Origin of the sequence: Dickeya dadantii NCPPB 898, from assembly GCF_000406145.1 — a bacterium.
Taxonomy (GTDB): domain Bacteria; phylum Pseudomonadota; class Gammaproteobacteria; order Enterobacterales; family Enterobacteriaceae; genus Dickeya; species Dickeya dadantii.
In genome coordinates, this window is record NZ_CM001976.1 from 1,634,078 (window position 1) to 1,652,450 (window position 18,373).

An 18,373-nucleotide genomic window follows, 5' to 3' on the forward strand; every position below is an offset into this window, starting at 1 on the left:
GCCCGTGCCGCGTCTGGAACGCGTCACGGGCGGCCCGAACAGCGAAGGCGAACGCCGAAGGCACCGCGTTAGCGGCACAGTTTAGCCTGTCAGCCAGAGGTCAAGGAGAGGCGGCGTGTGAGCCTCTCCTTGTCGTGCGTGCGATGAAGTTGCAAAGAACTCACTCAGTTTATCAAGCACGAAATGTCGCACGGCCCCGGCAAGGTTACCGGTAACAAAAATAACGCGGCTGTTTATTAACAGCCCCAACTGTCTGTCAACAGTTCAACCTGTAGGGTAGATCACATAGAATCGTGAATAAGTATTTGCTTTCGCGCCGCCGATTGCTGCGGTTGTCGTTAAGCCTGTTGCCACTGGGACTGGGCCGGCCTGCGCTGGCCCAGTCCTTGTTTATGCCGCAACGGGTCATTACCCTGTTTCAGGGCGCCACGGATACCGCGGTGGCGCTGGGGATCACGCCCGCCGGCGTAGTGGATTCGTGGAGCGAGAAGCCGATGTATCGCTACCTGCGCCAGGCGCTGGCCGGGGTACCGCATGTGGGGCTGGAAACCCAGCCCAGCCTGGAAGACATCGTGCTGCTGAAGCCCGACGCCATCGTCGCGTCGCGCTTTCGTCATCAGCGGCTGGAGCCGCTGCTGTCGCAGATTGCGCCGGTGGTGATGCTGGATGAAATCTACCAGTTCAAAAAAACGGTGCAGGTAATGGGGCAGGCGCTTCAGCGTCAGGCGGTGGCCGATCAGTTGCTGCAACACTGGCAGCAGCGGGTGAACGGGTTGCGTGAGCAGTTGCAGCGCAAATTCGGCGGCGACTGGCCGCCGACCGTGTCGATACTGGATATCCGCGAAGACCATATCCGCAGCTATTTGCCCGGCAGTTTTCCCGGCTCGGTGCTGAGCGAGCTGGGGTTCGGCTGGAGCGACGCCAGCCGCGCCCAGCCGGGCGTCTCCCTCAAACTGACCAATAAAGAGAGTATCCCGGTGGTGGATGCCGACATCTTTTTCATTTTCCTGCGATCCGAGAGTCCGTCTGTGCAACGCAACTATGAGTCGCTGATTCGTCACCCGCTGTGGCAGCAATTACGCGCCCCGCGGCGCAATCAGGTGTGGGTGGTGAATGGCGTCACCTGGAGCCTGTCCGGCGGTATTCTGGGCGCCAACATGATGCTGGACGATATCGCCCGGGTCACCGGCATCGCCGGAGGCGCGTCATGAGTCATGCCGTGATACCGGCCGGGAAGCGGATAGCGCCCGGTCAGGTGCTGGCGGGCGGCGGCGTCTGCCTGCTGGCGCTGGCCGTTCTCAGTCTGATGGTTGGGCCGGTGTGGATTGCGCCGTCGCAGGTGCTGGGTGCGCTGTGGCACCCGGATCCGCTCAACGTCAGCCATATTCTGGTCACCTCGACCCGCCTGTCGCGCACGTTGATCGCCATCGTGGTGGGCGCCGGTCTGGCGGTGGCGGGCGCGTTGATGCAGGTGCTGACCCGTAACCCGCTGGCGTCGCCGGGTTTGTTCGGTATCAACGCCGGGGCGATGTTTTTTCTGATTGTCTGTGTGTCGCTGTTTCCCAAAGTGGCGATGTCGGTATGGCTGTGGTCGGCTTTTGCCGGCGCGGCGGTGGCCGGGTGTCTGGTATGGCTGATCGGCACCATGGGCAAGGGCAGTCTTAACCCGTTGCGTATGGTGCTGGCGGGCGCGGCCATCACCGCCATGTTCGCCGCCTTCAGTCAGGCGATGCTGGTGGTGAATCAGGAAGGGCTGGATACGGTGCTGTTCTGGCTGGCGGGCTCGGTGGCCGACCGTGAGCTGGCGACGGTGCTGCCGCTGATGGGCTACTGCCTGGCGGCGTTGGTCGGTGCGCTGCTGTTGTCGGGGCAGGTCAACGTGCTGAACGCCGGGGAAGCTATCGCCCGTGGATTGGGGCAACGCACCGGGCGCATCCGGCTGCTGATGAGCCTGCTGGTTGTGGCATTGGCCGGCGGCGCGGTGGCGATGGCGGGCAGTATCGGCTTTGTCGGGCTGATTGTGCCGCACATGGCCCGCAAACTGTTGCCCGCCGATCACCGCTGGCTGTTGCCCGGCTGCGCGCTGCTGGGGGCGTGCCTGTTGTTGCTGGCGGATATTCTGGCGCGGGTGGTGATTGTGCCGCAGGAGGTGCCGGTCGGCGTGATGACCGCGTTGTTCGGCGCGTCGTTCTTTATTTTCCTGCTGCGGCGCGGAGGTCGTTATGGATAAGCGTGGGGGCATGGATCATGTGCTGGTGTGGCGGCAGGGGCGTTTTTCCCGTCAGATCAACCTGACCACCGTCGGCCGGGTGTCGCTGGCGTTGTTGCTGGTGCTGGCGGTGATGGTGGCATCGCTTGGCGTAGGCAAACTGATGCTGTCGCCGTGGGAGGTATTGCGGGCGCTGTGGTCGTCGCAGCCGGAAGGCGCGGCGTTGATCGTACAGCAGTTACGGTTGCCGCGCGTGGTGTTGGCTGCATTGGTAGGCGGCGCGCTGGCGGTATCCGGGCTGATTTTGCAAGCGATGATCCGCAATCCGCTGGCTTCGCCGGACATTCTGGGCATCACCAGCGGCGCCAGCGCGGCGGCGGTATTCTATCTGTCGTTTCTCGCCGCCACGCTGGGGGCGCACTATCTGCCGCTGGCGGCGATGATCGGGGCCGCGACGGCGGCGCTGGCGGTGTATTGGCTGGCGTGGCAAGCGGGCGTATCGCCGCAACGGCTGGTGCTGACCGGCGTCGGCGTGTCGGCGTTGTTGACGGCCGCCACCACCTTCATGCTGGTGTTCAGCCCGCTGACCACCACGTTGTCGGCTTATGTCTGGCTGACCGGCAGCGTCTATGGCGCCAGTTGGCGAGAAACCCGCGAGCTGGGAGGCTGGCTGCTGCTGATTGCGCCGTGGCTGGTGCTGCTGGCGCGTCAGGTACGGGTGCAGCAACTGGATGACGGGCTGGCGCAGGGCATCGGCGTGCGGGTGCAGTGGCTGCGCGTGGCGTTGCTGCTGCTGAGCGTGGCGCTGGCGGGCGCGGCGATCGCCTGGGGCGGCGCGATGGCGTTCGTCGGGTTGATCGCGCCGCACATCGCCAAACGGCTGGTGGCGCCGGGGTTTGCCGGGCAGGCGGCGATGGCGTTTCTGAGCGGCGCCGGGCTGGTGATGGTGGCGGACCTGTGCGGACGAACCCTGTTTTTGCCGCTGGATCTGCCCGCCGGGATTTTTGTATCGGCGCTGGGCGCGCCGTTCTTTCTGTATTTACTGATAAAACAACGTCATTAAGGAAACGGATGATGACCGCCATTACCAGCCGGGAACTGACCCTCGGCTATGCCAGCCAGACTATTATCGACAACCTGGATATCCAGTTGCCGAAGGGCAAAGTGTCGGTGCTGATTGGCAGCAACGGCTGCGGCAAAAGTACGTTGCTCAAATCCTTCGCCCGTTTGCTCAAACCGCTGAAAGGCGCGGTGATCCTCAATGGCGAGGATATCCACCGCCAGTCCACCGCCGCCGTGGCGCGCGAACTGGCGATTTTGCCGCAGATGCCGGACGCGCCGGAAGGCATTACCGTGAAACAGCTGGTCAGCCTGGGCCGCTATCCTTATCAGAACTGGCTACAGCAGTGGTCGGAGCAAGACGAGGCGATGGTGAATCAGGCTCTGCGCCAGACCGGCACCGACATGCTGGCGGAGCGACCGGTGGATGCGTTGTCCGGCGGCCAGCGCCAGCGGGTGTGGATCGCCATGACGCTGGCGCAGGACACCGAGGTGGTACTGCTGGACGAACCCACCACCTTCCTCGATCTGGCGCATCAGATCGAGGTGCTGGATTTACTGCGTGAGTTGAACCGCCAGCACGGCAAAACCATCATTATGGTGCTGCACGACCTCAATCTGGCCTGCCGTTACGCCGACCACATGGTGGCGGTGCATAACCGCACCGCTTTCGCGCAGGGCGCGCCGGCTGAGATTCTGGATGAGGCGCTGGTTAAAACGGTGTTCAATCTGGACTGTCGGATCGTCCCCGACCCGTTTTTCCACACGCCATTGTGTATTCCATTCGGTCGCGAGAAACCGCAGGAGAGGGCGACAGTGGCGTAAGTGTGGCCGGGTAAGCGAACCAACGTATCGGCAACGTGATGCAGGGCAGGGATAAACGCCCCGTTGACGACGTATCCACAATTTCAGGAAATACGATGAGTTATCAAATCATTCCCCGCGTGCCGCCGCTCAGTGACGAGCTGCTGGCAGGCTACCGTCAAATCAGCACCTCCACGCTGGGGCATTTGACGGAAACCGGCTATTTACAGGGCATCCGGCCGCTGCTGCCGGACATGCAGATGGTTGGCAACGTAGTGACGGTCAAACTGTGCCCGCCGGATGGCGGCATACTGCGCGAGGCGCTGCTGCTGAGCCAGCCCGGCGATGTGCTGGTGGTCGATGCGTCGGAGGAGGAAGATCGCGCCTGCTGGGGCGAGCTGCGTGCGCTGGCGGCGTGTGTGAAAGGGCTGGCGGGGGTGGTGATAGCGGGGGCGGTGACGGATTCACGCGCGCTGCGTCAACTGGGGCTGCCGGTGTTCTGCAAAGGCGTCAGCGCCATTACCACCCGCACGCTGGGAACCGCAGGCGCGATCAATGTACCGGTGACGGTAGCGGGCGAGGCGGTGCACCCCGGTGATGTGGCGATTGGTGATGACGACGGGGTGTTTATCCTGAGTCCTTCAGCCGCCCGCGACTGGCTGGCGAAGGCGTTAGACAAGGAGCACGCCGACGCTGAGCGGCGGGACGCGCTGCGGCGGAAATTGCTTGAGTCCTCTTCTGCCACGGTGTGACCTCGCGTTTTTGCTGTCCGTGCAGCCGCCAGTCCGCACCGATTTTCGGGTTGAGGTGGATATCCACTTCATCTTCATAAAAGACCGGATATTCTGCGCTACATGCGTCCAGCGCTTTATGGATGGTCGCCATCTTTTCATCTGTATGCGGGTCACGGATATGCAGGGTTGGTGCGGCCCTGCGCCATACTAACCCGGCTCACGGCAACCAGCGCCGGACAGTGCCAGCATGTAAAGTGCATCCGGTTATCTGTTTGATTTTTATTGCCAGTAGCTCCGTGCTCCAGCGTGAGGGCTGATAACCAAAATCACCGGGAGAGTGTTTTATCCGTTCACGAAGCAATGCGCAGATATGCTCAAAGGGCCAACGACGGGAACGCCCTGCGGGTAAGGATTTCAGGCCTTCAACACCTGACAGCGTAAACCAGTGAATCCAGCGCCCGACGGATGAACGGGCGCAGCAGAGCGTTCTGGCGACGTCACTGACACTGTCTCCGCGATGCAGCATCAGCATGGCTGTCAGCCTGCGGGCATGATTTTATCGCGTGTTTTATGGGTTGCTTTCTGCATCAGGCGTCGTTCGTCACGGGGTATTGTTGCTATGATCGGCATCGCTCAGTCCGGTTGGTGATAGGGTTGGTTTGGCGATTGATCAGATCGCACAATCCGGGCTGAGTTCCCTTTAAGTGATCTACTATTCCGCGCGGCTATTTACTATAGTGGCACGATGAGCAAAGAAACTAACATGGATAAACGTATCGCAGCGCGTATTCGCTCCGAGCGTGAAAGTAGAGGCTGGTCGCTTAGCGATCTGGCGGAGAAGGCTTCGGTGTCCCGGGCTATGATCCACAAGATCGAGCGTGGCGAGAGCAGCCCGACGGCAAACCTTCTTGGAAAACTCTCTGGAGCGTTTGGGTTGAGTATGTCGACGTTACTGGCACGTGCGGAAATGAAGCAAGGTCGTCTGCTTCGCGTGAATGATCAACCGACGTGGCAGGACCCAGAGACCGGGTACATAAGAAGGCATGTTTCTCCAGGTTCCGATCTTCCCTTCGATATTGTCCATATCACACTACCTCCCGGGGAGAAAGTTCCCATGCCCGCATCTGCCTACGCTTTCCTGAGGCAGCTTGTCTGGGTTCTCTCGGGGGAGCTGGTTTTCGTTGAAGGCGACGTGACGCACGAGATGAAGCAGGGTGACTGTCTGGAACTCGGGCCGCCGACGGATTGCATCTTTAGGAACGCTACAAAGAAACCGTGCTCTTATGCGGTCATGGTCTTGAAGGTCTCGTGATTTGGCTTGCTCCCATTAGTCCACTATGATATACAAAATGACATCATAGTGTACTGGCGGGAGCAAGCCATGATCATTCGGGACGCCAAGTCCGACGACCTTGAAACGGTCGCCGATATCTACAACCATGCTGTGCTAAACACAACGGCCATCTTCAATGACACCACTGTCGATGTGGCCAACCGCGCGATATGGCTAGCCGACAGGACACGACTTGGATACCCCGTCCTTGTTGCTCTGTCCGACGATGGTTCGGTTATGGGATATGCGTCCTTCGGCGATTGGCGAGCATTCGACGGCTATCGACATACTGTTGAGCACTCGGTTTATGTTCACATCGACCATCGAGGCAAAGGTATCGCAGAAGCATTGATGAAGGCGTTGATCGAGCGCGCCCGGGCCATCGGCAAGCATTCTATGGTCGCCGGGATCGAATCTAAAAACGCTGCGTCCATCCGGCTGCATGAGAAGCTTGGATTCGGCCGCGTGGATCCAATTCCGCAGGTTGGCATGAAATTCGGCCAGTGGCTCGACCTGACATTCATGTTCCTGATCCTCGATGACAGGCCAACACCCAACTGAGGTGAAGGGGATGGGCAACCTTGCCTTATATTCTCCCCCGGTCGCCGCCGGAACAGCGATTGTGGCTCAAAACCTTCTCATGACGAAGAGAACTCGGTCAATGCCGCAATGATCCTTGTCCCACTCATCATAAGATTCGGAATAATGTCGATATGGTAACTGCAAGCAACGATAGCCCGGCAACTAGAACTTTGGTCTCAAGTGCAGAGTACTCCCTTGTGGCGGACACAACTCCACCCAAGGGGGAGGGAGAGGGGTTTCGCCCGCACGAATTGCTTGAGTCAGCCCTTGCGAGCTGTACGGCGATCACGGTGCGTTTGGCCGCAAAGGAGCGCGGCATTCCACTAAAGCACTTGAGCGTAAGGGTCGATCTGGACCGCACCGATCCTGTGCGGTTGGTCTTCCACACTGAAATCCAAATCGACAATGATCTCTCCGAGGTCGACCGTAACACCCTGATTGCCGCGGCTCGGCTATGCCCGGTCAGAAAGACGCTTTCCAGGGCCATCGCCTTCGAGGAGGAGGTGACGTGATGTCATCAAAGGGCTTTTTCGGCCAGTAACCATCCCCCCTGCAAAGCCGGGGGATTTCCCGATTGGTTTAATCCATCTGTTTTATCGAACAGCGTCAGACCAATAACGGGTATTATCATGACATCCAGCATTTTTATTTTCTGCCGATTGAATAACAGGAGCGGTGCCGATGTTTAAGGCGCGCATGAAACGGCTAACCGTGCGGATGGCCGAAACGAAAACTGACGGCGTCTTTATCGGGCCGACCTCCAACATGAAGTGGCTGGTTGGATTCGACCCACATGGTGACGAACGTCCGGTTATGCTCGTTGTCGGGCCGAAATCTGCCGCCTTCCTGATGCCAGCACTGAATGCAGATAGCGCGCGCCAGCACACTGACCTTCCCTTCCACACCTGGTCGGATGCGCAAGGTGCAGCCGTAGCCTTCGGCAAGGTGCTGTCGGAGACCGGTATTTCCAGCGTCACGAACCCGTCCATTGCGCTTGATGAAACCATGCGCGCCGATTTCGCCCTGATGATCGTAGATGCGCTTCCAGGCGCGAAACGACAATTCCTCGTCGATACGGTGGGCGCACTGCGCGCAGCCAAGGACGAGAGTGAATACAAGCTTCTGAAAATGAATGCGCTGATCGACGATGAGACGATGTGTACGGCCTTTGCTGCGCTCAAGCCCGGCATGAGCGAGCTGGAAGCCGCCGGAATCATCGAGCGGACCTTCAAGGCGAATGGCGCATCCGTTGAATTCGTCATCGTCTGCTTCGGCGAAAACGGTGCTTATCCGCACCACCATTCCGGCGAACGCCGCCTGAAGGAGGGTGATGCGATCCTCATCGATATCGGCGGCCGCAAGGATGGCTATCCGAGCGACATGACCCGCGTCGGCTATTGCGGCGCCCCGCCGAAAGGCTTCGAGGAAGTCACGGCCATCGTGGAACTCGCGGTGCAGGCGGCCATCGCCGCAGCGCGGCCGGGCGTAAAGGCATCCGACGTCGACCGCGCCGCCCGCGAAACGATTGCAGCGGCGGGCTTCGGCGACTGCTTCCTGCACCGGACCGGCCACGGTCTCGGCATTGACACTCACGAGCGGCCCTATATCACCGCGACGTCCGACGTCCTTCTTCAGACTGGCAATGTCTTTTCCATCGAACCGGGCATCTACCTGACCGACCGGTTCGGCGTACGGCTGGAAGAGATCGTCCTCCTGCGCGAGACCGGCGCGGAAGTACTCTCTGAACTATCCCGCAAGCCGGTCCGCGTTAGCATTTGAGGAGTGACTAGGTATGTCGAAGATTATCATTCGTAGACCTGAGGCAGAGGATGGCGATGACATTGCCGCCATTTACGCTGTTGAGGAGGTTGTAGGGTTCACCGCGCAACTCCCGTATCGTGATGTCCAGTTCTGGCGAGATTTTTACCGCACGCGCGACCCGGAGGGTATGGAACTGGTGGCCGAGATCAACGACCGTGTGGTCGGTCATCTCGGCATGATCCTCAACCGCGCGCCGCGCCGCAAGCATGTCGGCAGCTTTGGCCTCTGCGTCCATGTGGATTTTCACGGGCAGGGCGTTGGTCGGGCATTGATGGCTGAAATGATCAACCTTGCTGACAACTGGCTCAACCTTGTCCGCCTTGAATTGTCGGTGGCTTCTGAAAACAGTCGTGCCATTGCGCTCTATCGAAGCTTCGGCTTCGAGACCGAGGGCGAGTTCAAGATGGATCTGTTCCGCAACGGTCGTTATGGAAACACAACCCAGATGGCGCGACTGCGAGTTCCAGTGGGGTCGTGACCCTACCTCCTATCCGCAGCTCGATCAATTTCTATGCTCGGCTCGGTCTTTCAGCTTTCCGATTCGTTTGGTGGTAACCCACCGTTATATTCGTGCGGCCTGAGAGCACTGTAATACCCAACGATATAGTCCGTTATTGCACAGGCAGCATCGGTGAAGCTTGTGTAACCCGTCACCGGCACCCACTCGTTCTTCAGGCTTCTGAAGAAGCGCTCCATCGGACTGTTATCCCAACAGTTTCCACGACGACTCATACTCTGCCTGATCCGGTACCGCCACAGTGACTGCCGGAACTGCCTGCTTGTATTATGAGAAGCTATTTAGTGTAAGGCTCGATACTTGCTGCACTACAGTCATCCAAATATTCACGCAGTGAAATCACCCCTTCTTTTTTCAGTCCCTGAATGCTGTCCGACACAAAATCACAATAGCCAGCCAGACCCAGAAACTTGCCACGAAACGCGCCAAGTTCCGACACATAGCTGATAACAGCCGGTTGTCCGGCTATTTCAAGAGTGTTTGGTGCAGATGGTTTGCTCATGGCTTCACTCCTATGTTTTCAAGCCAGTCGCGCAGGTTGGCTACTTGCCACCTCAGCTATTCCACATCCTGCACGACGGCATCGGTTATCACCTGTGCGCGTTGACAATCAGCCTGCTGCTCCCACCACGCCGGCGTCGCCGTAGGCATCCCCAGTGTGACGATTTCCCCCAGCATCGGCATGATCATCGGCAACTGCCGCTCTCGCGCCAATTGGCTGCTGTTGCGCACCGGGTCGGCCCAGTCGTGAAAGGCCAGCGCGAACATCCCCCAGTGGATCGGCATAAACAGGCTGGCGCGCACGTCCTGCACCGCCTGCACGGTCTGTTCCGGGTGCATGTGTGAGTCCGGCCAGCGTTCGTTGTACTGGCCGTTTTCCATAAATGCCAGGGAGAACGGGCCGAAGCGTTCGCCGATATCGCGGAAGTGCTCGCCATAGCCGGAGTCGCCGCTGAAAAAAATGCGCTCCCGCTGTCCCTGAATCACCCAGGACGCCCATAGCGTAGTATTACGGCCGGATAGGCTGCGGCCGGAAAAGTGGTGCGACGGCGTGGCGGTGAACGTGATGTCGTTAAGCGTATGAGATTGATACCATTCCAGCTCCTGAATCCGTTCCGCTTCAATGCCCCATTTTTTCAGGTGCTCGCCCACTTTCAGCGGGGCGATAAAGCGGGTCGGGGTGTCGCGGAAGGCGCGAATGGTCTGTTCGTCGAGATGGTCGTAGTGGTCGTGCGACAGCAGAATGATGTCGATGTCCGGCAGCGCTTCGCGCGCCAGCACCGGCGGCTGAAAACGGCGAAACATAAAGCTGAATGGCGACACGCTGGCGGAAAACACCGGGTCGATCAGGATGCGGGTATCATCCAGATTGAGCAGCAGGGTCGAGTGTCCGAACCAGATAAATTTGAGGCGCTCGTCGACGGCGAGGAACGCATTGAGGTCAGGGGATATCACCGGCAGTCGTTTGTCCGGTACGCGACCTTTGCGCTGAAAACCGAGCCGCCACAGCAGCGACAGGCTTTGCCACAGGTTCATCCGCGGCGCGGCTGACGGGCGCAGGTTGAAAAAACGCCCGGTCTGTGGGTTGTAGTGCGGCCTAATGTCATCTGGCATATGCTCTCCTGGAATGAGTAGGGTTGAACCGGCTGGGTTAGTGCGTCAAAACGGGGTGAGGCTATCAATGCCAGCGAGGTTACGGATAGCACGCCGCTGTCATCCCTGTCATCGCATATAATGCGGTATTTATTTGATACTCTTATGTTCAGGCATAGCCGCGCGGTGGATATTCAGAGGTTGAATTTGCCTATCCAGGGGCTGTTCTTCTCGTTGGACCACAGATGCATCAGGATATCTTTAAAGCGCTCAGCCGCTGGCGTCAGCGTGGAGTCCTTGCGTTGCACCACGCCGAGCGTTCTGCGCACGACCGGTTCTATCAGCGGTTTGCTCACTAACACATGGTGCTCGTCGCGCGGCATCGCCAGACTGGGGACGGCCGCGATACCCAGACCGGCTTCCACCATGCCAAGCGAGGTCGACAGGTGGCGTACCTCATAAAACCAGTTAGGTTTCCAGGCGCTGTTTTCCAGCGCCTGTTCAATCAGCAACCGGTTGCCGCTGGAGCGTCTCACGCCAATCAGCGGGTAATCCGCCAGTTCCTCCCACATCACCAGCGACTTTTTTGCCAGCGGATGGTCACGCCGGCAGGCCAGTACAAAGGGCTCATTCACCAACGGCGTAAACTCCACATTAAAGTGTGTGACGTTGATCATGTTAATACCAAAATCCGCGTCTCCGTTGAGTACCGCGTCCAGACAATCGCTTGCGCTGTGTTCCAGTATGCGAATGCGGATATTCGGGTAGTGTTCGTTGTAATTACGAATAACGGCAGGCAGGAAATAGAAAGCGGCGGTGGGAATACAAGACAGCGTAACAAAGCCGGTCTGGTGTGAGGCCATTTCCTGAATGTTCAGTATGGAGTTTTCATAAAAATCAATGAGGTTTCTTGCGTTAGGCAAAAAGCTTTTGCCAACGGCGGTCAGGCTGACCCGGCGGGTCGAGCGTTCAAACAGCGTGGTTCCCAGGCTCTCTTCCAGCTTTTTTATCCGTCGCGTTAACGCCGGTTGAGAAATGTGCAACAGCTCTGAGGCTTTGGTAAAGCAGCCGGTATCCGCAATTTTGACAAACGCCTTGATGCCCTGAAGCTCATGCTGCATCGACTTTCTCTCCTGCTGGTGGGGAACTGACACGGTAATCTGTAATCGCTACGCGATTAATGCAAGAAATAAATTAATCGTTATTTTTTTGACATTAGAGTCATGGATAGTGCTATGGGATGCTTGTGCCATCAAAAGCGGTTCAGTCGTGAGAGAGCATGATGGTAAAGATTCCCTGTGTATTAATGCGCGGCGGTACGTCAAAAGGCCCGGTGATTCTGGCCAGCGATTTACCGCAAGATCGCCAACAGCGTGATGAAGTATTGCTGGCATTGATGGGCTCCGGCCATGAGCTGGAGATTGACGGTATTGGCGGCGGCGCGCCGCAAACCAGCAAGGTGGCGATTGTCAGCAAATCCACCCACCCGGATGCGGATGTGGATTACCTGTTCGCACAGGTGATGGTGAAAGAGCGCCGGGTGGATACCACGCCGAACTGCGGCAATATGCTGTGCGCCGTGGGACCGTTCGCTATTGAGCATGGATTGGTGACCGCCAACCATCCAACCACACGGGTGCGCATTCGTAACCTGAATACCGGTACGCTGGTGGATGCGGATATTCATACGCCGCAGCGGCGCGTGGAGTACGACGGCGAAACCGAAATCGACGGTGTACCCGGTAGTGCGGCCCCGGTGGGGCTGACATTCCTGAATTCGGCTGGCAGCAAAACCGGCAAACTGTTTCCCTCCGGCAAGGTGCGTGATGTGTTTGACGGGGTCGAGGTGACTTGCATCGATATGGCGATGCCGATGGTGCTTATCGATGCCCGCTCGTTGAATAAGACGGGCAGTGAGTCTCCGCAGGCGCTGGAGGCGGACAGGGCATTTATGCAACAACTGGAGCGCATTCGATTACAGGCCGGGCAGGCGATGGGGCTGGGTGACGTCAGCAATAAAGTTATCCCTAAACCGGTATTGCTCAGCCCGCCGACCGCCGGCGGAACGCTTCAGGTGCGTTATTTTATGCCGCATAACTGCCACCGCTCTCTGGCAATTACCGGATCTATCGGTATTTCTACCGCTTGTGTAGTAGAAAACAGCGTGGCACAAACGGTACTGCCGGAGAAATATCGACAAATTTTTCTGGAGGAGGTCAATATTGAGCACCCCAGTGGAAAAATTGCCGTGTCGCTGATGAAAAACGGCGAGCTTTACGAAGATATTCGTGCTTCTGTTATTCGAACGGCGAGAAAGTTATTTGTTGGTAATGTCTTTATTCCTTCATACTCTCTGGAAACAGCAGATATTTAAAAATAATTAATGTAACAAGTGATTTTTTATTCCCTGTATCCCTACAAATATATTGTGAGGTTATTATGAGTGCAATTCAGGCACCTACATCAAATGATCAGGAACAACCTGTTAATATCACGAAGTATTTGCGTGTTATTTTCGCTCTGGCTTTTTCCGGTCTGGCCGAACTGGCATCATTATTTTTTATTCAACCGTTATTACCGGTGCTGGCTAAAGATTATGACGTTCCGGTCAGCCAGGTGAGTATTATTCTGTCGGCGGAAACCGCCATGCTGGCTATCGGGTTGTTGTTTACCGGCACATTAGCCGACCGTTACGGGCGCAAACGGCTAATTGTGGTGTCACTGCTGCTGGGCGGACTTCTGACGCTGATTTGCCCACTGGTAAAATCCTGGGCATTGCTGGTAATGGTGCGGGGCGTGATTGGCCTGGCGCTAAGTGGTATTGCCGCCGCTGCGACCGCCTATATCAGTGAAGAAGTTGCTCCGGTAGTGGCCGGCGTGGTGACGGGATATTTCGTATTTGGTAATTCGATTGGCGGCATGTCGGGTCGCGTTATCGCCAGCCAGTTGATTGGCAATACCTCTATTGATGTTATCTTCTATGGCTTTGCCTTTACGCTGATGTTTGCCGCGCTGCTGGTTTCGGTGGTGCTGCCCGCATCGAAAAACTTTACTGCCAGCAGTAGCCTGAACTTTTCCTACATCGTCAAAGGGGCTATGGCGCATTTTAAAAACAAAAAATTGTCCCTGATGTATGTGGTTAGTTTCATTATTTTTGGCGTATTTACCTCGCTGTATAATTATCTGGCCTTTTTCCTGGCGCGTGAACCCTTTAATGTCTCTCATGCTAATGCCGGGTTAATTTCTTTCAGTTTTTTAATGAGCTTCTTTACCGCGCCACAAGCAGGTCGCTTATCGCAAAAATATGGCGCAATGAAAGTCTTGTCTGCATTATTTACGCTAATGGTTGTCGGTATGCTGCTGACGTTAACCGGTAATTTGCCGATATTTGTCCTCGGCGCTATTCTGTTTACCGGATGTTTCTTTGGCTGCCACTCTATTGGATTGAGCTGGGTGAGTAAAAATGCCACACACGCCCGTGGTCAGGCAACCGCATTTTACCTGTTCTTTTATTATATGGGCGGCTCCGTAGTTGGTTATTGCAATGGATTAATCTTCTCTTCGGCCGGCTGGCTCGGTATGACGGCATTTATTATTACGTTGCTGGTCGGCGGTGTTTTGGTGGCGACTTATCTGAACGGTATACAGCGTGTCAGTCTGGTTGCAGCACAAAGCAATAAATAATCGAAAGCAATAAACAATCGAAAGTAATAAACGATCGAAAGTAATAAATAATCGAAAGTAATAAATAATCAGATGCAATAGGTGGGCGGGTAAATAAATACCCGACAAACCCAATGTCTGATAAATAAAACTTTCGATAAATAAAGCTTTCGAGAAATAAAACTTTTGAGAAATAAAACAAGAGCGACCGCAGCTGACTATTCCTGTTCAGCCGGTACTAAATAACTATTGAATCAACACCAGGTGTGGTTATGAAACTTGCAAGTTACCGCCATCACGGCAAAAACAGCTACGGGATCCACACGCCGGCGGGCCTGATTGATTTGGGAAGCCGCCTCGGCGACCGTTATCCGGACCTGAAAGCCTTGCTGGCGGGCGATGCGCTCCAGGACGCCGCGGCGTTCCAGAGCCAGACGCCGGACGTCGCCGTGGCCGACGTGACCTTCCTGCCGGTGATTGTGTCGCCGTCCAAAATCCTGTGCGTCGGCATGAACTACGCCGACAAACGTAAAGAGTTCAACGAGCAGAACCCGGCGCCGACCCTGTTTGTGCGGTTCGCCGACTCGCAGACCGGCCACGGTACCCCGGTGCTCAAGCCGCACTACTCCAGCGAGTTCGACTATGAAGGCGAACTGGCGGTGATCATCGGCAAAAGCGGTCAGAACATCCCCCGCGACGAGGCACTGTCGTTTGTCGCCGGTTACAGCTGCTATATGGACGGCTCCGCCCGCGACTGGCAGCACAGCTGGTTTACCGCCGGCAAGAACTGGCAGAAAACCGGGGCGTTCGGGCCGTATCTCACCACCCGTGACGAAATTCCGGATCCGCATGCCCTGACCATCCGTACCTACCTGAACGGCCGCATGGTGCAGGACGACAACACCGCCAGCATGATCCACAAGGTGGCGGATCTGATCGAATACATCAGTACCTTCACCGCGCTGAGCGCCGGTGACGTGATCATTACCGGCTCGCCGGGCGGTGTCGGCAAGAAACGCACGCCGCCGCTGTTCATGAAGCCGGGCGACAGCATTGAAGTGGAAATTGAAAACGTGGGTCACCTGCGCAACACCATTGGTGAAGTCGCCCAGCCGGTGAAAACCCCGCGAGCGGCGCCCGCCGCCGTGGGGCACTGACAGGCCTCGCCTCCGGCTTGCCGGAGGCGTCGACCCCACGTGTGATGTGGTACAGCAAGTGGTACAGCAAAAAGCAGGATAACCGTTATGTACGCCGATGAGAGTTTTACGTTTGCCACGCTGGATGTTCGCGTCCAACCCCGTGAACTGGCGGAAGTCAGTCAGTTTCTCGGGCGGTGCCAGTTGGGCATGGACAGGGATATCGAGTTTTTTGTGGTGGGCAGACATAACGGCCAGCTGGTGGCCTGCGCCGGACTGTGCGCGAATACCATCAAGTGTGTGGCGGTAGACCCCGATTATCGTGACCGCAATCTGGGGGTGAAGGTGGTGAACGAGGTGGTGCAGTTCGCCGCCGGGCGCGGTCAGTTCCACCTGTTTCTCTACACCCGTCCCTGCAATATTCCGGTTTTCCGCGGCTGTGGCTTCTACCCGCTGGCCTGTTATGACGACCAGGCCGTGCTGATGGAAAACACGCCCATCGGCATCAAACAGTATTGTCAGTCGCTGGCGACGCAGGTCAAACCGGGCCGGGACATCGGCGCCATCGTGATGAACGCCAACCCGTTCACGCTGGGGCACCGTTATCTGGCCGAGCAGGCCGCCCGCGCCTGCGACTGGCTGCATATCTTCGTGGTGCGGGAAGACGTGTCGTTTTTCCCGTTCACCGAACGGCTGGAGATGGTGCGTCAGGGCGTGGCGCATATTCCGAATCTGACGGTGCACGCCGGGTCGGAATACATGATCTCCAAGGCCACCTTCCCGGGCTATTTCCTGAAGGAAGAGAAACTGATTACCCAGGCGCATGCGGCGCTGGATCTGATCATCTTTCGCCGGTACATCGCCCCGGCGCTCGGTATTACCCGGCGCTTCGTCGGCACCGAGCCGTTCTGCCCGGTCACGCATCAGTACAACCAGGATATGCACCACTGGCTGGAGCAGGCCGGGCAGGTGGCCGCCCCGGCGCTGGAAGTGGTGGAAATTGAACGCACCCGCGAACACTCCGGCCTGGCGATTTCCGCCTCTGAAGTGCGCCGGTTACTGAAGCTGCGTCAGTTTGAAGCTATCCGCGAGATTGTCCCGGCGACCACGTTTGCGCATTTACAACGCTATGGCGAACTCGCCTGTGCGTAACGTGTTTTTAATGTCTTAAGCAGGTAAACAACATGAAAATTATCAAGGAGGCCCTGGCGGGCACCTTTGAATCCAGCGATTTGCTGGTCAGGGTGGCGCCGGCGGAAGGCCCGTTGACCGTGGTGATCAACAGCGAGGTCATCAAACAGTTTGGCGCGCAGATCACGCAGGTGGTGAACGACACCCTGCGCACGCTGGGCGTGGAGTCCGGCACCATCGTGGTCGAGGACAAGGGCGCGCTGGACTGCGTGATCCGTGCCCGGGTGCAGAGCGCGGTGCTGCGCGCCGCCGGCGTGGAAGACATTGACTGGGAGACACTGTGATGACACCACTCAGCCGAAAAAACTGCGCCGCAGCATGCTGTTCCTGCCGGGCGCCAACGCCGCCATGTTGTCCAACGCCTTTATCTACCAGCCGGACTCCATCATGTTCGACCTGGAAGACGCCGTGTCCCTGCGTGAGAAAGACACCGCGCGCCTGCTGGTGTACCACGCGCTGCAGCACCCGATGTACCGGGATATTGAAACCGTGGTGCGCATCAACCAGCTCAACACCCCGTTCGGCCTGAAAGACCTGGAAGCGGCGGTGCGGGGCGGCGTGGATGTCATTCGCCTGCCGAAAACCGACTCCACCGACGATGTCGATGAACTGGAGCATCACCTGGCGCGCATCGAAAAAGCGTGCGGACGTGACGTCGGCTCTACCCGCATCATGGCGGCGATCGAGTCCGCGGTCGGGGTGATCAACGCGGTGTCTATCGCCCGCTCCTCCGAGCGGATGATCGGCATCGCGCTGGCGGCGTTCGACTATGTGATGGACATGCAGACCGAACGCGGCGACGGTACCGAACTGTTCTACGCCCGCTGTGCGGTGCTGCATGCCGCCCGTGCCGCCGGTATCGATGCCTTTGACGTGGTGTACTCCAACGTCAACGACGAAGACGGTTTCCTGAAAGAAGTGGATCTGATCCGCCGGCTGGGCTTCAACGGCAAGTCGCTGATCAACCCGCGTCAGATTGAACTGCTGCACAACGCCTACGCGCCGACCCAGGATGAGGTGGACTACGCCCATCTGGTCATCAGGGCGGCGGAAGACGGCGAACGCGCCGGTCTGGGGGTCATTTCGCTGAACGGAAAAATGATCGACGGCCCGATTATCGACCACGCCCGCCGGGTGGTGGAGCGCGCGCTGGCGTCCGGCGTACGCCAATAGGCGCAGACCGGGTAACCGAGAGTTTCCGCACGGGCCGGCGGCGTGATGTCGCGCCGGCGGGCCGTCGCAATGACAGGATTGGATCATGAGTAATTTTATTGAAGCACTGCAGCAGCACTATCCGGAAAAAAGCCCTCTGCAACCGTTCGTCAATGCCAACCACCGTACCCCCTGGCTGAATGACGTCACCGAAAAACACCAGCGCAAGCTGTGTGCCGATCTTGAAGAGGCCATTCGCAAAAGCGGTCTGCAGGACGGCATGACCATTTCGTTCCACCACGCCTTCCGTGAAGGCGACAAGGTGATTAACCATGTGGTGGATACGCTGGCTCGTCTGGGGTTTAAAAACCTGACGCTGGCCTCCAGTTCGCTGATGACCTGCAACGCGCCGCTGATCGAGCATATCCGCAATGGCGTGATCAGCCGCATCTACACCTCCGGTATGCGCGGCAAGCTGGCGGACGCCATTTCGCACGGCCTGATGAAAGAGCCGGTGCAGATTCACTCGCACGGCGGCCGCGTGCATCTGCTGCAGAGCGGCGAACTGAAGATTGACGT

At 57.7% G+C, this 18,373-nt stretch carries 20 protein-coding genes and 3 pseudogenes; 17 read left to right on the top strand and 6 right to left on the bottom strand.

Annotated elements, in window-relative coordinates; all coding sequences use genetic code 11:
- The first annotated feature begins 293 nt into the window (after positions 1 to 293).
- From DDA898_RS07705 to DDA898_RS07725, 5 genes are all read left to right on the top strand, one after another.
- Positions 294 to 1,211, top strand: coding sequence for an ABC transporter substrate-binding protein (locus DDA898_RS07705; RefSeq protein ID WP_038910781.1), 918 nt, complete (start codon positions 294 to 296; stop codon positions 1,209 to 1,211).
- Positions 1,208 to 2,230, top strand: a complete 1,023-nt coding sequence (locus DDA898_RS07710) for a FecCD family ABC transporter permease (protein WP_050570226.1) — start codon at positions 1,208 to 1,210, stop codon at positions 2,228 to 2,230. The genes DDA898_RS07705 and DDA898_RS07710 overlap by 4 nt, the downstream gene beginning before the upstream one ends.
- Positions 2,223 to 3,272, top strand: a complete 1,050-nt coding sequence (locus DDA898_RS07715) for a FecCD family ABC transporter permease (RefSeq protein ID WP_081639229.1) — start codon at positions 2,223 to 2,225, stop codon at positions 3,270 to 3,272. The genes DDA898_RS07710 and DDA898_RS07715 overlap by 8 nt, the downstream gene beginning before the upstream one ends.
- Positions 3,273 to 3,283: 11 nt before the next feature.
- Positions 3,284 to 4,093: an ABC transporter ATP-binding protein gene (locus DDA898_RS07720; RefSeq protein ID WP_013317301.1), complete on the top strand. Its 810-nt coding sequence runs from the start codon at positions 3,284 to 3,286 to the stop codon at positions 4,091 to 4,093.
- 95 nt (positions 4,094 to 4,188) lie between these two features.
- Positions 4,189 to 4,824 carry an RraA family protein gene (locus DDA898_RS07725; protein WP_038910782.1) on the top strand — a complete coding sequence of 212 codons (636 nt, stop codon included), beginning with the start codon at positions 4,189 to 4,191 and terminating at the stop codon, positions 4,822 to 4,824.
- Here DDA898_RS07725 and DDA898_RS22135 read toward each other — a convergent pair.
- Positions 4,784 to 5,436: pseudogene (locus DDA898_RS22135) on the bottom strand (IS630 family transposase); the annotation flags it as partial. The gene DDA898_RS07725 and the pseudogene DDA898_RS22135 overlap by 41 nt on opposite strands.
- A gap of 115 nt (positions 5,437 to 5,551) precedes the next feature.
- On the opposite strand from DDA898_RS22135, the gene DDA898_RS07730 reads away from it, so the two are divergent.
- The 3 genes from DDA898_RS07730 to DDA898_RS07740 all read left to right on the top strand — a co-directional run bounded on the left by DDA898_RS07730 (position 5,552) and on the right by DDA898_RS07740 (position 7,233).
- The gene (locus DDA898_RS07730) at positions 5,552 to 6,118 is read left to right on the top strand and encodes a helix-turn-helix domain-containing protein (protein ID WP_038910783.1); all 567 of its coding nucleotides are present in this window, start codon (positions 5,552 to 5,554) and stop codon (positions 6,116 to 6,118) included.
- A 69-nt stretch (positions 6,119 to 6,187) separates the two neighbouring features.
- Complete coding sequence (locus tag DDA898_RS07735) at positions 6,188 to 6,700, top strand: GNAT family N-acetyltransferase (protein ID WP_013317305.1); 513 nt, start codon at positions 6,188 to 6,190, stop codon at positions 6,698 to 6,700.
- A 218-nt stretch (positions 6,701 to 6,918) separates the two neighbouring features.
- On the top strand, positions 6,919 to 7,233 hold the full coding sequence (locus DDA898_RS07740) for an OsmC family protein (RefSeq protein WP_201765890.1): 315 nt from the start codon (positions 6,919 to 6,921) through the stop codon (positions 7,231 to 7,233).
- A 5-nt stretch (positions 7,234 to 7,238) separates the two neighbouring features.
- On the opposite strand, the gene DDA898_RS23795 is transcribed toward DDA898_RS07740, so the two are convergent.
- Entirely contained in the window at positions 7,239 to 7,364 is a 126-nt protein-coding gene (locus tag DDA898_RS23795) for a hypothetical protein (protein WP_269077943.1), read from the bottom strand.
- A gap of 38 nt (positions 7,365 to 7,402) precedes the next feature.
- Between DDA898_RS23795 and DDA898_RS07745 the strand changes: the two genes are divergently transcribed.
- Both DDA898_RS07745 and DDA898_RS07750 read left to right on the top strand, forming a co-directional pair.
- On the top strand, positions 7,403 to 8,500 hold the full coding sequence (locus tag DDA898_RS07745) for a M24 family metallopeptidase (protein ID WP_038910786.1): 1,098 nt from the start codon (positions 7,403 to 7,405) through the stop codon (positions 8,498 to 8,500).
- Positions 8,501 to 8,513: 13 nt separating this feature from the next.
- Positions 8,514 to 9,020, top strand: coding sequence for a GNAT family N-acetyltransferase (locus tag DDA898_RS07750; RefSeq protein ID WP_038910787.1), 507 nt, complete (start codon positions 8,514 to 8,516; stop codon positions 9,018 to 9,020).
- A 50-nt stretch (positions 9,021 to 9,070) separates the two neighbouring features.
- Here the strand turns inward: DDA898_RS07750 and DDA898_RS22140 are convergent.
- The 4 genes and pseudogenes from DDA898_RS22140 to DDA898_RS07760 form a co-directional block, all read right to left on the bottom strand.
- Positions 9,071 to 9,334, bottom strand: a pseudogene (locus DDA898_RS22140) (integrase core domain-containing protein); the annotation flags it as partial.
- 5 nt (positions 9,335 to 9,339) lie between these two features.
- A pseudogene (locus tag DDA898_RS22145) lies at positions 9,340 to 9,561 on the bottom strand (toxin-antitoxin system HicB family antitoxin); the annotation flags it as partial.
- A 56-nt stretch (positions 9,562 to 9,617) separates the two neighbouring features.
- Complete coding sequence (locus DDA898_RS07755; RefSeq protein WP_038910788.1) at positions 9,618 to 10,673, bottom strand: MBL fold metallo-hydrolase; 1,056 nt, start codon at positions 10,671 to 10,673, stop codon at positions 9,618 to 9,620.
- 173 nt (positions 10,674 to 10,846) lie between these two features.
- Positions 10,847 to 11,773, bottom strand: a complete 927-nt coding sequence (locus DDA898_RS07760) for a LysR family transcriptional regulator (RefSeq protein WP_013317312.1) — start codon at positions 11,771 to 11,773, stop codon at positions 10,847 to 10,849.
- Positions 11,774 to 11,934: 161 nt separating this feature from the next.
- On the opposite strand from DDA898_RS07760, the gene DDA898_RS07765 reads away from it, so the two are divergent.
- The 7 genes from DDA898_RS07765 to DDA898_RS23620 all read left to right on the top strand — a co-directional run.
- Entirely contained in the window at positions 11,935 to 13,026 is a 1,092-nt protein-coding gene (locus tag DDA898_RS07765) for a 4-oxalomesaconate tautomerase (RefSeq protein WP_013317313.1), read from the top strand.
- Between the two features lie 65 nt (positions 13,027 to 13,091).
- Positions 13,092 to 14,336 carry an MFS transporter gene (locus DDA898_RS07770; RefSeq protein WP_038910791.1) on the top strand — a complete coding sequence of 415 codons (1,245 nt, stop codon included), beginning with the start codon at positions 13,092 to 13,094 and terminating at the stop codon, positions 14,334 to 14,336.
- 251 nt (positions 14,337 to 14,587) lie between these two features.
- A complete protein-coding gene (locus tag DDA898_RS07775; protein WP_038910792.1) occupies positions 14,588 to 15,472 on the top strand; it encodes a fumarylacetoacetate hydrolase family protein in 885 nt (294 codons plus the stop codon).
- 87 nt (positions 15,473 to 15,559) lie between these two features.
- Entirely contained in the window at positions 15,560 to 16,603 is a 1,044-nt protein-coding gene (citC, locus tag DDA898_RS07780) for a [citrate (pro-3S)-lyase] ligase (RefSeq protein ID WP_038910793.1), read from the top strand.
- Between the two features lie 32 nt (positions 16,604 to 16,635).
- The gene (gene citD, locus DDA898_RS07785) at positions 16,636 to 16,926 is read left to right on the top strand and encodes a citrate lyase acyl carrier protein (RefSeq protein WP_013317317.1); all 291 of its coding nucleotides are present in this window, start codon (positions 16,636 to 16,638) and stop codon (positions 16,924 to 16,926) included.
- Positions 16,907 to 17,815 carry a citrate (pro-3S)-lyase subunit beta gene (citE, locus tag DDA898_RS07790; RefSeq protein WP_269077944.1) on the top strand — a complete coding sequence of 303 codons (909 nt, stop codon included), beginning with the start codon at positions 16,907 to 16,909 and terminating at the stop codon, positions 17,813 to 17,815. The genes citD and citE overlap by 20 nt, the downstream gene beginning before the upstream one ends.
- An 85-nt stretch (positions 17,816 to 17,900) precedes the next feature.
- On the top strand, positions 17,901 to 18,373 hold a 473-nt coding region (locus DDA898_RS23620), incomplete at its 3' end, for a citrate lyase subunit alpha (protein WP_038910797.1).

Coding starts and splice junctions, on each gene's coding strand:
- DDA898_RS07720 (WP_013317301.1), top strand. CDS start 3,284: ATGACCGCCATTACCAGCCGGGAACTGACCCTCGGCTATGCCAGCCAG.
- DDA898_RS07725 (WP_038910782.1), top strand. CDS start 4,189: ATGAGTTATCAAATCATTCCCCGCGTGCCGCCGCTCAGTGACGAGCTG.
- DDA898_RS07735 (WP_013317305.1), top strand. CDS start 6,188: ATGATCATTCGGGACGCCAAGTCCGACGACCTTGAAACGGTCGCCGAT.
- DDA898_RS07715 (WP_081639229.1), top strand. CDS start 2,223: ATGGATAAGCGTGGGGGCATGGATCATGTGCTGGTGTGGCGGCAGGGG.
- DDA898_RS07750 (WP_038910787.1), top strand. CDS start 8,514: ATGTCGAAGATTATCATTCGTAGACCTGAGGCAGAGGATGGCGATGAC.
- DDA898_RS07730 (WP_038910783.1), top strand. CDS start 5,552: ATGAGCAAAGAAACTAACATGGATAAACGTATCGCAGCGCGTATTCGC.
- DDA898_RS07770 (WP_038910791.1), top strand. CDS start 13,092: ATGAGTGCAATTCAGGCACCTACATCAAATGATCAGGAACAACCTGTT.
- DDA898_RS07755 (WP_038910788.1), bottom strand. CDS start 10,673: ATGCCAGATGACATTAGGCCGCACTACAACCCACAGACCGGGCGTTTT.
- citD (WP_013317317.1), top strand. CDS start 16,636: ATGAAAATTATCAAGGAGGCCCTGGCGGGCACCTTTGAATCCAGCGAT.
- DDA898_RS07710 (WP_050570226.1), top strand. CDS start 1,208: ATGAGTCATGCCGTGATACCGGCCGGGAAGCGGATAGCGCCCGGTCAG.
- DDA898_RS23795 (WP_269077943.1), bottom strand. CDS start 7,364: ATGCTGGATGTCATGATAATACCCGTTATTGGTCTGACGCTGTTCGAT.
- DDA898_RS07745 (WP_038910786.1), top strand. CDS start 7,403: ATGTTTAAGGCGCGCATGAAACGGCTAACCGTGCGGATGGCCGAAACG.
- DDA898_RS07765 (WP_013317313.1), top strand. CDS start 11,935: ATGGTAAAGATTCCCTGTGTATTAATGCGCGGCGGTACGTCAAAAGGC.
- citC (WP_038910793.1), top strand. CDS start 15,560: ATGTACGCCGATGAGAGTTTTACGTTTGCCACGCTGGATGTTCGCGTC.
- DDA898_RS07775 (WP_038910792.1), top strand. CDS start 14,588: ATGAAACTTGCAAGTTACCGCCATCACGGCAAAAACAGCTACGGGATC.
- DDA898_RS07760 (WP_013317312.1), bottom strand. CDS start 11,773: ATGCAGCATGAGCTTCAGGGCATCAAGGCGTTTGTCAAAATTGCGGAT.